Source organism: Streptomyces sp. NPDC057428 (assembly GCF_042803195.1).
In the GTDB taxonomy this organism is placed as follows: domain Bacteria; phylum Actinomycetota; class Actinomycetes; order Streptomycetales; family Streptomycetaceae; genus Streptomyces.
In genome coordinates this window covers 1-13573 of the sequence record NZ_JBHVCT010000054.1, presented here as the reverse complement: position 1 = coordinate 13573, position 13573 = coordinate 1, and the positions used below count along the sequence as shown (strand labels likewise).

Sequence of the window (13573 nt, the reverse complement as noted above, 5' to 3'; positions counted from 1 at the left end):
GGCCAGGCTACGTCAGGGGCTTCGCCACCCCGTCAGGTGCCTGTGTCTCCTTGTCTTCCCTGCTCAACGCGCCGGGCCACCAGGCGGTGCGTCCGATGTCCCTGACCAGAGCGGGCACCAGGAGTGACCGCACGACGAGGGTGTCCAGGAGGACGCCGAAGGCGACGATGAAGGCGATCTGGACCAGGAAGGCGAGCGGAATGACACCCAAGGCGGCGAAGGTGGCCGCCAGGACGACGCCGGCCGATGTGATGACCCCGCCCGTGGTGGTCAGTCCCCTCAGCACTCCCTGCCGGGTCCCGTGGATCAGTGACTCCTCGCGCACCCGGGACATCAGGAAGATGTTGTAGTCGACGCCGAGTGCGACGAGGAAGACGAATCCGTACAGCGGTACGGAGGAGTCCGTGCCGGTGAACCCGAAGACATGGCGGAACACCAGCGACGAGATCCCCAGGGTGGCGAGGAAGTTGAGGGCCACCGTCGCCACCAGGAGCACCGGCATGAGCAGGGACCGCAGCAGGCCGATCAGGATGACGAGGATGATGGCGAGCACGACCGGCACGATGATGTTGCGGTCGTGTTCGGCGGTCTTCTGGGTGTCGTACTGCTGGGCGGTGTAGCCGCCGACGAGCGCCTCCGCACCGGGTACGGCGTGCACCGCCTCGCGGAGTCGTGTGACCGTCTTCTTGGCGGCGTCGCTGTCGGCCGCGGCGGACAGCGTGGCGTCGATACGCACCCGGCCGTCCACGACGAGCGGCTCCCCGACGCCCGGGCGGCCCGAGACCGTCAGCGCGGAGGCGCTCGCGACACCGTTCACCTTCTCGGCGGCCTCGACGACCTGTCGCGACCGGTCCGCGTCGGCGATGATGACGGCGGGGTTGCCCGAACCGCCGGGGAAGTGGCGGCTCAGCGTCTCCTGCGCGGCGACGGACGGAGCGTCGTTGACGAAGATCTCCTCCAGGGGCACGCCCTTGGAGTTCAGGGTCGGCGCGAACGCCGCGCACGCGAGCAGGCCGATCAGCGTGACGGCCCACACCTTGCGCGGGGCGCGGTCCACCAGCGCCGCGATCCGCGACCAGATGCCCTTCGAACCGGATTCGGGCTCCGCCTCCCCCTTCTTCGGACCGGAAGGCCAGTACGCGGCCCGGCCGAGCAGGACCAGCACTGCGGGCAGGAAGGTGAGGGCACTCAGGACGGAGCACACGATGCCGATCGCACCCACGGGCCCGAGCGCCCGGTTGTTCGTCAGGTCGCTGAGCAGGAGGGCGAGCAGCCCCAGCGCCACGGTCGCGGCGCTTGCCACGATCGGGCCGGCGGACTCGCGCAGGGCGGCGCGCATCGCGGTCCACCGGTCGGGCAGGCGTCCCAGTTCCTCGCGGAACCGGGCGGTGAGCAGGAGTGCGTAGTCGGTCGCGGCGCCGATGACCAGGATCGACAGGATGCCCTGGACCTGCCCGTCGACCCGCACCACATCGTGGTCGGCCAGCACGTAGACGATCGCGCAGGCGACACCGAGCGCGAAGACCGCGCCGATGATGATGATCAGGGGCAGCAGGACACTCCGGTAGACCAGGAGCAGGATGACGAGCACGGTCACCAGGGCGACACCGAGGAGCAGTCCGTCGATGCCCGCGAAAGCGTCCGACAGATCGGCCTGGGAGGCGGCGGGGCCGGCGAGTTGGACCACGGTCCCCGGGACGCGGTCGGCCGCGGTCCGGATGTCCGCGAGTGCGTCGGGGAGTTCGTCCCCCAGGTCGGGCCGTAGTTGCACGACGCCCTCAAGCGCCTCGCCGTCCTCGGACGGCAGCGCGGGACTGACCTTGCCGGCCACTCCTGGCCCGCCCTCGACCGAGGCGAGCGCGGCGGTCGCCGCTTCCCGCTGCTCCGGGCCGAGCCGCTCGCCGTCGTTGTCGGACGTCCACACGACGATGGCGGGGACGGTCTCCTGCTTGCTGAACGCCTTCTGGGCGCCGATGACACGCGTGGACTCGGCACTCTGCGGCAGGAAAGCCGCCTGGTCGTTGGTGGCGACCTCCCCGAGCTTCCCGGCGTACGAGCCGAACGCTCCTCCTACGACGAGCCAGGCGAGGACGAAGAAGACGGGTACAAGAACCAGCCGGCGAACCGGCTTCGATGCGGTGGACATGGCACTCCAGGGTCGGCCGCGATCTCTTGATCATGATGTATCTCAATGATTGAGATTACATGCAGAGCCTGGTGCCTTCGCACCGCCTACCCCGAACGGCGCGGCCTCAGCGCCGAGGAACCTGCATCCCGGAGAGTTCCTCGTTCATACGGCCGAGAAATCGCAGCGCCGCCGCGAGTTCGTGCGGTTCCGCCGCGGAACGCGCACCCGAGGCCGCTTCGGCGAGGGGCATGAAGAAGGAACGGGCGGCCGCCTTGGCCCCGGCCTCGTAGTGGAGATGCACGACCCGCCGGTCGGCACTGTCGCGTGCGCGCCGGATGTGTCCGGCGCGTTCGAGACGGTCCAGACACGCGGTGACCGCACCGGAGGTGAGGCCGAGGTGCTCGCGCAGCCGGCCGGGAGTCAGGGGCTCCTCCGAGTCGAGGATCGCACCGAGTGCCTGCACGTCGGTGGCATGGATACCCTGCGCGTGCGCGAAGGCGTGGACCAGACGGTTGATCTCGCCGTTCATCCGGCGCAACTCCACGGCCAAGGCCTGGAGGTCCGACGCCCCGGTCGCTCCCGAACGCGGTCCGTCGCGAGGGTCGTCTGCACTGTCCACCGCCCCATAGTAGGCCGGGCGCAGTACCTTCCGGACTTCCTCGGCCGGCCTACACAGAGAGCGCTTGCGCAGCTCATCCGGCATTCCGACCCGGTCAACGAGATCAAGGTGACCTTCATCGCCGGACCCGGCGGACTGGAGTTCGCGCTGGAGGCGGACGAGCGAGGGGGCTGCCTCCCGGAGGGCGGCGACGCCCTCAGCAGATTCGCCGTCGGCCACCACGAGGCCCACGACCGCGGCTGGACCGCCGAGATGGACAGCCGGATGGGCTGAGAGCACGGGCGGGGCGCACGGTGCGTCGCCCCTCTGCGACGCACCGCGCACCGCCTCTACAGTGCTGTAGATTTGCCCGCGCGCGAACGGTTCCGGCACCCTCGGAACCGCCGGGCAACCCTCGGGAATGCCCGCCCCCCTCGGGACCGTCCGGTGCGCACCCCGCATCGATCAGGGAGTAGACAGCCGTCATGTTCGGAATAAGCGAGATCGCGATCTTCCTCGTCATCGTCGTCCTGATCTTCGGCGCCAGGAAACTGCCCGAACTCGCCCGTTCACTGGGCAAGTCGGCACGGATCCTGAAGAGCGAGGCGCGCGCCCTGAAGTCCGACGGCAGCTCGCCCGTGACCGCGGCGGACGGGCAGGCCGCCGACGGGGAGAATCCCCGCGTCATCCGGGGCACCGCGACCGAGAGGCACGGCCCGAGCTGACGGGCACGGACTCGGCGACCCTCGCCGGCGCCCGTACGATTCCACGGACTCGCATCCGTCCCCACCCGCACTGATGTCCACTCCACCATCCCTGGGGTGGGCTTCGGCGTGTTGGACTGCCATCGACAAGCGGAACACTCCGTACCGGGACACGGTGGACGCAGGACACACGAGCCGGAGCGAGGGGCCATGGAGAGCAAGGACGACAGCGGCGGACTGCGCTGTCTGGTGACAGGCGCGTCGGGATACATCGGGGGCCGGCTCGTGCCCGAGCTCCTGGAGGCAGGCCATCAGGTGCGCTGCCTGGCGCGCAGCCCGGAGAAGCTGCGCGACTACCCGTGGGCGGCCGACGCCGAGGTGATCAGAGGGGACGTCACCGACGCGGACTCGGTCGCTGCGGGGATGCGCGACATCGACGTCGCCTATTACCTGGTCCACGCGCTGGCCGGCGGGCCGGGCTTCGAGAAGACCGACCGCGAGGCCGCCCGCATCTTCGGCGAACAGGCGCGGGCAGCGGGCGTCGGACGCATCGTGTACCTCGGCGGGCTCACCCCCGACGACGTACCGGCGCGGGAACTGTCGCCCCATCTGCGCTCGCGTGCGGAGGTCGGGCGCATCCTGCTCGACTCCGGCGTGCCGACGACCGTGCTGCGCGCGGCGGTCATTCTCGGTTCGGGCTCGGCGTCCTTCGAGATGCTGCGCTACCTCACCGAACGGCTGCCGGTGATGGTGACCCCCAGTTGGGTGTCCACCCGGATCCAGCCGATCGCGGTAGAGGACGTCCTGCGGTACCTCGTCGGCAGCGCGCGCATGCCCGCCGACGTGAACCGCGCCTTCGACATCGGCGGGCCCGACGTCCTCACGTACCGCCACATGATGGAGCAGTACGCACGGGTGGCCGGCCTCCGCCGGTTCATCCTTCCGGTGCCGATGCTGAGTCCGGGGCTGTCCAGCATCTGGATCGGGGCGGTCACTCCCGTCCCCCGCCAACTCGCCCGCCCGCTGGCCGAGTCGCTGAGGTACGAGGTGGTGTGCAGTGAACACGACATCGCCCAGTACGTCCCGGACGGCCCGGGGCAGCCGTTCTCCTTCGACAAGGCCCTGACCCTGGCTCTGAAGCGGGTGCGCGAGGCCAACGTGACCACGCGGTGGTCCTCCGCCGCCACCCCGGGCATTCCCAGCGACCCTCTGCCGACCGACCCGGACTGGGCGGGCGGCAGTCTCTACACGGACGTCCGCGAACTCGACGTGGACGCATCGCCCGAGGCCCTCTGGCGGGTCGTCGAGGGGATCGGCGGGGTCAACGGCTGGTATTCGTTCCCCCTGGCCTGGGCCCTCAGGGGCTGGCTGGACCGGCTGGTGGGCGGGGTGGGCCTGCGCCGGGGAAGGCGCGACGCCCAGCGGCTGCGGGTCGGGGACTCGCTGGACTTCTGGCGGGTCGAGGAGATCCAGCCGGGCCGTCTGCTCCGGTTGCGTGCCGAGATGCGTCTGCCCGGCCTCGCCTGGCTGGAGATGTACGCGGAGCCGGGTGAAGACGGCCGGTCGCACTACAGGCAGCGGGCCATCTTCCATCCGCGCGGACTCCTCGGCCATGCCTACTGGTGGAGCGTGTCACCGTTCCACGCGGTGGTCTTCGGCGGAATGGCCCGCAACATCGCACGGGCGGCGAATCAGGGAAGGACGGGTGGTCCGGCATGACCACGGCCGTCGTCCTCTTCACCTCCGACCTCCGTCTCCACGACCATCCCCCGCTGCACGCGGCCCTCGCGTCGGCAGACGAGGTGGTGCCGCTGTTCGTCCTCGACGAGGCCGTGGGGGCCGCCGGATTCGACGTCCCCAACCGGCGCGCGTTCCTCGCCGACTGCCTCCGGGACCTGGACGCGGGGCTCCGTGAGCGCGGTGGACGGCTGATCGTCCGGAAGGGCGACGTGGCCGAGGAGGTGGGCCGCGTCGTCACCGAGACGGGCGCGGCGTGGGTCCACATGGCGGCGGGCGTGAGCGCCTTCGCCCAGCGCCGCGAGGAACGGCTCCGCGAGGCACTCGGGTCCACGGGCTGCGGCCTGCGGGTGCACGACGCGGTGATCACCGCGGTCGCGCCCGGAGCCCTGGTCCCCTCGGGCTCGGGGAAAGACCACTTCGGCGTGTTCACGCCCTATTTCCGCAAGTGGTCCGCCGAGGGGCTGCGCGAGCCGTTCCCGGCCCCGCGCGGCGTGCGTGTGCCGGAGGCCCCCGGGTCCGCCGCGCTCCCGTCGCGGACCGGGGTCGAGGGACTGTCCCCCGGCCTGGCCGAGGGCGGGGAGGTGGAAGGCCGCAAGCGCGTCACCGCGTGGCGGCGCAGCGCAATCGCCTCGTACGAGGACCTCCACGACGACCTGGCGGGGGACGCGACCTCCCGGCTCTCGCCCCACCTGCACTTCGGCACCGTGTCGTCCGTCGAGCTGGTGCACCGTGCCCGCGCCGCCGGAGGCCCGGGCGCGGAGGCGTTCGTACGGCAGCTGTGCTGGCGGGACTTCCACCACCAGGTCCTCTCCGCACGCCCGGCCGCGTCCCGTTCGGACTACCGCCCTCGGCAGGACCGTTGGCGCACAGACGAGGCGGTGGCGGGCGACACGGACGCCTGGAAGGAGGGCCGCACGGGCTATCCGCTGGTGGACGCGGCCATGAGGCAGCTGCGCCACGAGGGCTGGATGCACAACCGGGGGCGGCTTATCGCGGCGAGTTTCCTCGCCAAGACGCTGTACGTGGACTGGCGGGCCGGCGCTCGTCACTTCCTGGATCTGCTCGTCGACGGGGACATCGCCAACAACCAGCTCAACTGGCAGTGGGTGGCGGGCACCGGGACGGACAGCAGGCCCAACCGGGTACTCAATCCCGTGACGCAGGCCAGGCGGTACGACCCGGACGGGACGTACGTACGGCGCTGGGTGCCCGAGCTGGTGGGGGTCACCGGTTCCGCGGTGTTCGAGCCGTGGAAACTCCCGGCGGGGGAACGGTCCGGCTCCGGCTACCCGGAGCCGGTGGTCGGGCTGTCGGAGGGGCTGGCCCGGTTCAAGGAGGCCAGGGGCCTCGGCTGACGGGCCGTGACAGCCTTCCGGTCAGACCTCGCGCCAGCGGGCGTTGGCCCAGGAGAACAGGCCGAAGGCGGCCAGCCCGAGTGCGATGAGGACGAGCAGCCAGGGTCCGACGGGCGTCTCGGTGAAGGAGCGCAGGGTGTCGTCCATGCCCTTGGCCCGGCCCGGTTCGTGCTGGATCGCGGCGGCGATGGCGAATCCACCCGCCGTGGCGAAGACCGCACCCCGGACGGTGCCGCCGAACACGCCCACGACGTCCACCGCCTGACGGGTACTCCTCGCCATCTCGGCCATCTTCAGATGCTTGTGGTGCTTGCGTGCGAGAGCGCGGTAGGCGATCCAGAGACCCGCACCCGTCACCACGGCTCCGGCGATCCCCACGATCCACTGGCCGCCGGTCCATTCGAGAGCACGCGCGGTGACGTCGTCGGTCTGGCGGTCGCTGGAGCCGCTGCCGCTCGACTTGTCGCCGGCCGCGTAGGAGAGCACGGAGTACGAGACGAAGCCGTAGAAGACGAACCGCCCTGCCGCCATGGCGCGCTTGCGCGGCTTGTCGCCGTCTTCGCCCGCCTGGCCGAACAGGGCTTCGGAGAGCCGCCACAGGGCCATGCCCACCAGCGCCACGCCGAGCGCCCAGAGCAGGACGCTCCCGAAGGGCTTCTCGGCTATCTCCGCGATGGCGCCGCCTCGGTCGGCCTGCTTCCCGCCCCCGTCGGAGAAGGCGATGCGGAGGGCCAGGATCCCCACCAAGAGGTAGATCACCCCGCGCGCGACGAAACCCGCGCGGGCCCCCACGTCCATGGCACGGCTCCGCGCGGCTCTTCTCGCCTGACCTCGTGCGTTCGTCGGCAGTGCGTTCGCATTCATGCACTGCCTGATGCCCCTGAAACGGCGATCAATGCAGGGGGACTACCGCGCGGGAGCGGCCGCCCGCCTGCCGCGCCGGCCGCTCGGCGCGTTACGCGCCTTCGTCCGCCGCCTCGCCCTGCGCGGCCTGTCCCTTGGCCCGGCGGCCGACGGCGGCGGCAGCGGCAAGAGCGCTGCTCGCGAACGTGAGCGCCACGAACCACGACCGGTCGAACACATGGCGGCTGGCGTGGTCCAGGGAGTAGCGTCCGGCGCCCGTCAGCCCGATCGCGGCGGCGGTGAAGCCGAGGAAGGCCGGGTACTCGAAGCCGCCGCCGGTCCAGAAGAAGCCCGCGGGGGCGTGTACGGCGACAGCTCCCGCCATCGTGCCGGCCGCGGCGGCACCCGCCGCGGGAGTGGCGAGGCCGAGAGCCAGCAGGACCCCGCCGCCCGCCTCGCCCAGTCCGGCTGCCAGGGCGCTGTGCTTCGGCGGGTGGAAGCCCATGGACTCCATGGCCGCCGTGGTCCCCTCCAGCCCCCCGCCGCCGAACAGGTGGCTCAGCTTCTGGACGCCGTGGATGGCCAGGACGGCGCCCGTACCTGCCCTGAGTACGAGGAGGCCGAGGTCACGCCGGTTGATGCAACTGCAGCTCATGGGTTTCTCCTGTCGACGAGGAGGAACGACGGCGCGGGGCCGTACCCGATCCACTCTCCTCGGCCTCGGGCGCGGGCGGTCGATGGGGTTACTCCATTCGTGGCCCACCCTTGCGGGGACTACGGCGCAGGCCTGCCCGGGACTGCGACGTACGCCATTGTGCAACTAGTTGCATAAAGCCCTTCGGGTGGTCTACAACTGGCTCGACGACACCTGCGAGGAGACCCGGATGAGCCCGTATCCCACCCTGCTGAGCCCGCTCGACCTCGGATTCACCACGCTCCCCAACCGGGTGCTGATGGGGTCGATGCACATCGGTCTCGAGGAGGTCGAGCGCGGCTTCGAGCGCATGGCGGCCTTCTACGCGGCCCGCGCGCGCGGCGGGGTGGGCCTCATCGTCACCGGGGGGATCGCGCCGAGCGACCGGGCGTGCTCCTTTCCCGGCGGGGCCAAGATGACCACCGTGGCCGAGGCGGAGCAGCACTCCCGGGTCACCGCTGCCGTCCACGCGGCGGGTGGCCGGATCGCGATGCAGATCCTGCATTTCGGACGCTACGCCCACCACCCGGATCTGGTGGCACCGAGCGCGCTCAAGGCCCCGATCAGCGGCTTCACTCCGCACGCGCTGACGGACGACGAGGTCGAGGCGACCGTCGAGGACTTCGTCCGCGCTGCGGAGCTCGCACAGCAGGCGGGTTACGACGGTGTCGAGATCATGGGCTCCGAGGGCTATCTGATCAACGAGTTCATCGTCGCCGCGACCAACCACCGCGAGGACCGCTGGGGCGGCTCGTACGAGAACCGCATCCGCTTCCCCGTCGAGATCGTGCGACGGGTCCGTGAGCGCGTCGGGCCTGACTTCATCCTGATCTACCGGCTGTCCATGCTCGACCTGGTGCCGGGCGGTTCCACGCTGGAGGAGGTCGTCCACCTCGCCCGCGAGATCGAGGCGGCCGGAGCGACCATCATCAACACCGGTATCGGCTGGCACGAGGCCCGCATTCCGACCATCGCCACCTCCGTCCCCCGCGGGGCCTTCACCTGGGTGACCGAGAAGGTGCGCGGCGCGGTCTCCGTGCCGCTGGTGACCAGCAACCGCATCAACACCCCCGAGCTCGCGGAGGAGATCCTGGCCTCCGGCCGCGCGGACATGGTGTCGATGGCGCGTCCCTTCCTCGCCGACCCGGACTTCGTCAGCAAGGCGGCCGAGGGCCGGGCCGACGCGATCAACACCTGCATCGGCTGCAACCAGGCCTGCCTGGACCACATCTTCAGCCTGCAGATCACTTCGTGCCTGGTGAATCCGCGTGCCTGCCACGAGACCGAACTCGTGCTCTCGGCGACCCGTGTCCGCAAGCGCGTCGCGGTGGTGGGAGCCGGTCCCGCGGGTCTGGCCTGCGCGGTCACCGCCGCGGAGCGTGGGCACACGGTGACGCTCTTCGACGCCGCCGACGAGATCGGCGGCCAGCTGAACGTCGCGCGGCGGGTCCCCGGCAAGGAGGAGTTCAACGAGACCCTGCGCTACTTCCGCACCCGGCTCGCCGAGGAGGGCGCCGAACTCCGGCTCGGCACCCGCGCCACGGCCACCACGCTCGCGGACTTCGACGAGATCGTCCTGGCCACCGGCGTCGAGCCGCGATCCCCCGCGATCCCGGGTGCCGGTCACCCCAGTGTCGTCAGCTATCTGGACGTGCTGCGCGACGGCGCCCAGGTCGGTGACCGGGTGGCGATCGTCGGCGCGGGCGGCATCGGGTTCGACGTCGCGGAGTTCCTGACCGACGGGGGCGGCGAGGCGAGCCTGGACCCGGAGGTCTTCTTCCGGCAGTGGGGCGTGGACACCGATTACGCGGACCGGGGTGGGCTGCGGGTCCCGGAGCGTCCGAAGCCGGGACGCACGGTGCACCTGATCCAGCGCAAGGCCACCAAGGTCGGTGCGGGACTGGGCAAGACCACCGGGTGGATCCACCGCACCGAGCTGCGTCACCGCGGGGTGACGATGATCGCGGGCGCCTCGTACGACCTGATCGACGACGAGGGCCTGCACCTCACAGTGGACGGCGAGCAGCACCTCCTCGCGGTCGACACCGTGGTGCTCTGTGCCGGGCAGGAACCGCGCCGCGACCTGTACGAGGAGCTGCGCGCCGCCGGCCGGCCGGTGCACCTGATCGGGGGGGCCGACGTGGCCGCCGAGCTGGACGCCAAGCGCGCGATCCGCCAGGGCACTGAGGTCGCCGCGGAGCTGTGACGGTTTCCCCCGCGGCCGTCCCTAGGATGCAGTCCATGTCACTCCCGCACGCGATCCTCACAGCTCTGCTCGAGAAGCCCTCGTCAGGGCTGGAGCTGACGCGGAGGTTCGACCGGTCGATCGGCTACTTCTGGCCGTCCACGCACCAGCAGATCTACCGCGAACTGGGAAGGCTGGAAGAGGCCGGGCACATCCGGGTCCTGCCGGCGGCGCAGCCTGCCCGCGGGCGGAAGAAGGAGTACGAGGTGCTGCCCGCGGGCCGCGAGGAGCTGTCGGCCTGGGTCCGGCTCTCCGAGGACCCGAAGCCTGTCCGCGATCCGCTACTGCTGAGGATGCGGGCCGCGGCGGTGGTCGGGACCCAGGGGCTGGCCGGGGAACTGCGCAGGCACCTCGGGCTGCACCGCGAGCAGCTGGCGGAGTATCTGCGGATCGAGGAGCGGGACTTCCCTCCCGAGCGGACCGCGGACGAGGACCGGCTGCGCCACCTGGTGCTGCGGGGAGGGATCGACCTGGAGACGTTCTGGACGGGCTGGCTGAGCCGGGCGATCGACGAGCTGGACGGCTCAGTCCCGCCGGTCGCGTCCGGCCCCGTGCCCGACGGTCTCTAGCGGACGCCTCCTGAGCACCCGTGCCGGCTTCGGCCGCGGGGCGACCTGCTCTGCGGCTCGCGGAGCGACGGGTGTGGGTCTGGAGATGACGATCCTCGACGGTGTGGGCGGAACGGGCAGTACCGACGCTTCCTCGGCCGGGCTCGCCGCCTGCGCGCGGCTGAGCAGGACCACACCCCACACGGCGGCGAGGCCGCCGACGAGCGCGGGGACCAGTCCGGCCACCCCGCCCTGGAGACGTTCACCCAGCAGGACGAGCCCGATCGCGGCGGCCGCCAGCGGGTTGGCGAGCGTGACCACGGCGAGCGGGGCACCGAGGCCGCCGCGGTAGGCGGTCTGGGAGAGCAGCAGGCCACCCACGGCGAAGAAGGAGACGAGCAGTGCCACGCTCACCAGTCGCCAGCTGAGCAGCGGGCCGGAGTGATCGGTGGCCGCGACGGTGAGCGTCTGGGTGAGGGCGGAGGCCACTCCCGACGTGATGCCCGAAGCCGCCGCGTGCCGGAGGCCGGGGCGGGCTCCCGGGCGGCTGAGCGTGGCGATCAGCGCCGTCGTCACCGCACCGACGCCCAGGACCTCGGGGAGGCTGAGGGTGTCGTGCGGTGCGGAACCGCCTGCGGCCAGCAGCAGTGCGCCGAGGCCGAGGAGGGTGAAGAGCGTGCCGCGCCACTCCGTACGGCTGACCCGGCGGCCGGCCGAGCGCGCGCCGAGCGGCACCGCGGCGACGAGGGTGAGCGCGCCGAGCGGCTGGACGAGGGTGAGCGGGCCGTACTTCAGGGCGGCGACGTGCAGCAGTGCCCCACCCGCGTTCAGGCCGACCGAGGACCACCAGGCACCCCGGCCCAGCAGGCGCAGCGTCCCCGTGGAGGGGTCGGTCCTGGCGGCGAGGCGGGCCTGTGCCACTGCGGCGGAGGCGTAGGCGGCGGCGGAGACCAGGGAGAGAGCGACGGCGATCAGTGTGGCGTTCATCGTCGTATCCCCGATCGTGCGAAGGCGGGCGAGGCGTACGCCTGGGCGGGGACGGCACCCGGCCACGGCAGGTGGGCGGGGCCCTCGGTGCGCGGCAGCTGGAGGGCGGCGTAGGCCAGGGAGAGCAGGGCCGCGACCACGAGCGAGTCGAGCCAGTAGTGGTTCGCTGTGCCCACTATGACGAACAGGGTGATCAACGGGTGCAGCAGCCAGAGCAGGCGCCACCTGGAGCGGGTGGCGACGATGATTCCGACGGCGACCACGAGTGCCCAGCCGAAGTGCAGGGACGGCATCGCGGCGAACTGGTTGGACACGGAGTCGTGCGCGGGACTGTCCCCGTACACCGAGGGGCCGTAGACCTGAGCGGTGTCGACGAGGCCGGCCGCGTGCAGCATGCGCGGCGGTGCGAGCGGGAAGGTCAGGTGCAGCACGAGCGCCGCGCCGGTGAGCGCGGTAAGGATGCGGCGTGACCAGACGTAGTGGCGCGGCCGGCGCAGGTACAGCCAGACCAGGAACGCCAGGGTCACCGGGAAGTGCACCGTCGCGTAGTAGGTGTTCGCGGCCTCGACGAGGTGACGGCCGTGCATGAGCAGACCCTGCACGCTCCCCTCGTCGGGGAGGCCGGCGGCCCGCTCGAAGTTCCATACGTGTCCGGCGTTGCGGAAGGCCTCGTCGACGTGTCCGTTCACGGCCTGGCGGCCGAGTTTGTAGACGAGGAAGAGTCCTGCGACCAGAAGGAGCTCGCGGACGAGGGGCGGTCGGGCTGAGGTGTCCGGCTCCCGGTCCGCAGGCTCGCTGCGGGTGTACATCACCCGTGCCCCTTTGCTGACGGTGTGCTGTCATCGCGTCGGCATGGCCAGTCCGTGCCGCATCGATACGCCAGTGTACCGATACGTCGGCGTATCGGTACACGCGCGTATCGGTACACTGGCGTACCGAGGGTCCCGCCGCAGCTGCTGAGAGGGAAACAGATGCCGTCGCCCGGTTCCGCACAGGAGACATCACTCGCGTCACGCCGGTCGAAGATCACACCGGAGCGCCAGCAAGAGCTGTACGCCGCAGTGCTGGACCTGCTCCGGGAGAGCGGTTACGACTCGCTGACGATGGAGGGCGTGGCGTCGCGCACACGGTGCGGGAAGTCCACGCTCTACCGGCAGTGGGGGTCCAAGCCGGAACTGGTCGTCGCCGCCCTGCGCTGCGCCCGCAAAACACTGCTCTCGGACATCGACACGGGCAGCCTGGCAGGCGACCTGCACGAGGCCGCCCGGGCTGTGGACGCGGCGTCCGGCCAGGACACGGCCCTGATGCACGCGCTCGGTCACGCCGCGCTCCAGAATCCCGACCTCCTCATCGCACTCCGCTCCACGCTGATCGCGCCGTCGATCGCCGCGATCGACACGATGGTCGAGCGCGCCGTGCGACGCGGCGAGATCGCGGCCGACAACCCCGCCGCGGACTTCGTGGCCGCGCAGGTGATCGGAGCGATGCGCAGCATGCCCCTGCTGGAGGGGCGCTATCCGGACGCGGGTTTCCTGACCCGCTTCATCGAATGCGCCGTACTCCCTTCCCTCGGGCTCCCGAACTGCCCGACCAGCCCCCCGAACTGCCCGACCGACCCCCTGGAGAGCGGGGCACGATGAACGTGGGCCGTCGCTCCAGCGGATGACGACGGCCCACCGCGCCGCACCGTGGGGACGGGGTCGGCGCACAAACGGCAGGCCGGCGGTTTCC

13 protein-coding genes are annotated in these 13573 nt (G+C 71.3%); 7 read left to right on the top strand and 6 right to left on the bottom strand.

What is annotated here, in order from left to right; genetic code table 11:
• Window positions 1-7: 7 nt before the first annotated feature.
• Both ACFU5K_RS20795 and ACFU5K_RS20790 read right to left on the bottom strand, forming a co-directional pair.
• Window positions 8-2146: an MMPL family transporter gene (locus tag ACFU5K_RS20795; RefSeq protein WP_384063709.1), complete on the bottom strand. Its 2139-nt coding sequence runs from the start codon at window positions 2144-2146 to the stop codon at window positions 8-10.
• Window positions 2147-2252: 106 nt separating this feature from the next.
• Window positions 2253-2747 (bottom strand): MarR family winged helix-turn-helix transcriptional regulator, encoded by a 495-nt coding sequence (locus tag ACFU5K_RS20790; RefSeq protein WP_384063706.1) that lies wholly within the window; start codon window positions 2745-2747, stop codon window positions 2253-2255.
• A 108-nt stretch (window positions 2748-2855) separates the two neighbouring features.
• Here ACFU5K_RS20790 and ACFU5K_RS20785 point away from each other — a divergent pair, with 108 nt between their 5' ends.
• The 4 genes from ACFU5K_RS20785 (at window position 2856) to ACFU5K_RS20770 (ending at window position 6525) form a co-directional block, all read left to right on the top strand.
• Window positions 2856-3020 (top strand): hypothetical protein, encoded by a 165-nt coding sequence (locus tag ACFU5K_RS20785; RefSeq protein ID WP_384063704.1) that lies wholly within the window; start codon window positions 2856-2858, stop codon window positions 3018-3020.
• 191 nt (window positions 3021-3211) lie between these two features.
• Window positions 3212-3451 (top strand): Sec-independent protein translocase subunit TatA, encoded by a 240-nt coding sequence (gene tatA, locus ACFU5K_RS20780; RefSeq protein ID WP_384063700.1) that lies wholly within the window; start codon window positions 3212-3214, stop codon window positions 3449-3451.
• 189 nt (window positions 3452-3640) lie between these two features.
• Window positions 3641-5149, top strand: coding sequence for an SDR family oxidoreductase (locus ACFU5K_RS20775; RefSeq protein WP_384063698.1), 1509 nt, complete (start codon window positions 3641-3643; stop codon window positions 5147-5149).
• The gene (locus ACFU5K_RS20770; RefSeq protein WP_384063695.1) at window positions 5146-6525 is read left to right on the top strand and encodes a cryptochrome/photolyase family protein; all 1380 of its coding nucleotides are present in this window, start codon (window positions 5146-5148) and stop codon (window positions 6523-6525) included. The genes ACFU5K_RS20775 and ACFU5K_RS20770 overlap by 4 nt, the downstream gene beginning before the upstream one ends.
• A 21-nt stretch (window positions 6526-6546) precedes the next feature.
• Here the strand turns inward: ACFU5K_RS20770 and ACFU5K_RS20765 are convergent, their stop codons facing one another.
• Both ACFU5K_RS20765 and ACFU5K_RS20760 read right to left on the bottom strand, forming a co-directional pair.
• Window positions 6547-7389, bottom strand: a complete 843-nt coding sequence (locus tag ACFU5K_RS20765) for a DUF1206 domain-containing protein (RefSeq protein WP_384063692.1) — start codon at window positions 7387-7389, stop codon at window positions 6547-6549.
• A 91-nt stretch (window positions 7390-7480) separates the two neighbouring features.
• Complete coding sequence (locus ACFU5K_RS20760) at window positions 7481-8023, bottom strand: DoxX family protein (RefSeq protein ID WP_384063690.1); 543 nt, start codon at window positions 8021-8023, stop codon at window positions 7481-7483.
• Window positions 8024-8252: 229 nt separating this feature from the next.
• Here ACFU5K_RS20760 and ACFU5K_RS20755 point away from each other — a divergent pair, with 229 nt between their 5' ends.
• Together ACFU5K_RS20755 and ACFU5K_RS20750 are read left to right on the top strand one after the other, a co-directional pair.
• A complete protein-coding gene (locus ACFU5K_RS20755; RefSeq protein ID WP_384063776.1) occupies window positions 8253-10268 on the top strand; it encodes an FAD-dependent oxidoreductase in 2016 nt (671 codons plus the stop codon).
• A 35-nt stretch (window positions 10269-10303) separates the two neighbouring features.
• On the top strand, window positions 10304-10876 hold the full coding sequence (locus ACFU5K_RS20750; RefSeq protein WP_384063687.1) for a PadR family transcriptional regulator: 573 nt from the start codon (window positions 10304-10306) through the stop codon (window positions 10874-10876).
• On the opposite strand, the gene ACFU5K_RS20745 is transcribed toward ACFU5K_RS20750, so the two are convergent.
• Complete coding sequence (locus tag ACFU5K_RS20745; RefSeq protein WP_384063684.1) at window positions 10832-11842, bottom strand: hypothetical protein; 1011 nt, start codon at window positions 11840-11842, stop codon at window positions 10832-10834. The genes ACFU5K_RS20750 and ACFU5K_RS20745 overlap by 45 nt on opposite strands.
• Window positions 11839-12651, bottom strand: a complete 813-nt coding sequence (locus ACFU5K_RS20740; protein WP_384063682.1) for a phosphatase PAP2 family protein — start codon at window positions 12649-12651, stop codon at window positions 11839-11841. Before ACFU5K_RS20740 ends, ACFU5K_RS20745 begins: the two co-directional genes overlap by 4 nt.
• Window positions 12652-12813: 162 nt before the next feature.
• Here ACFU5K_RS20740 and ACFU5K_RS20735 point away from each other — a divergent pair, with 162 nt between their 5' ends.
• Window positions 12814-13482, top strand: coding sequence for a TetR/AcrR family transcriptional regulator (locus ACFU5K_RS20735; RefSeq protein ID WP_384063680.1), 669 nt, complete (start codon window positions 12814-12816; stop codon window positions 13480-13482).
• Window positions 13483-13573: the final 91 nt, after the last annotated feature.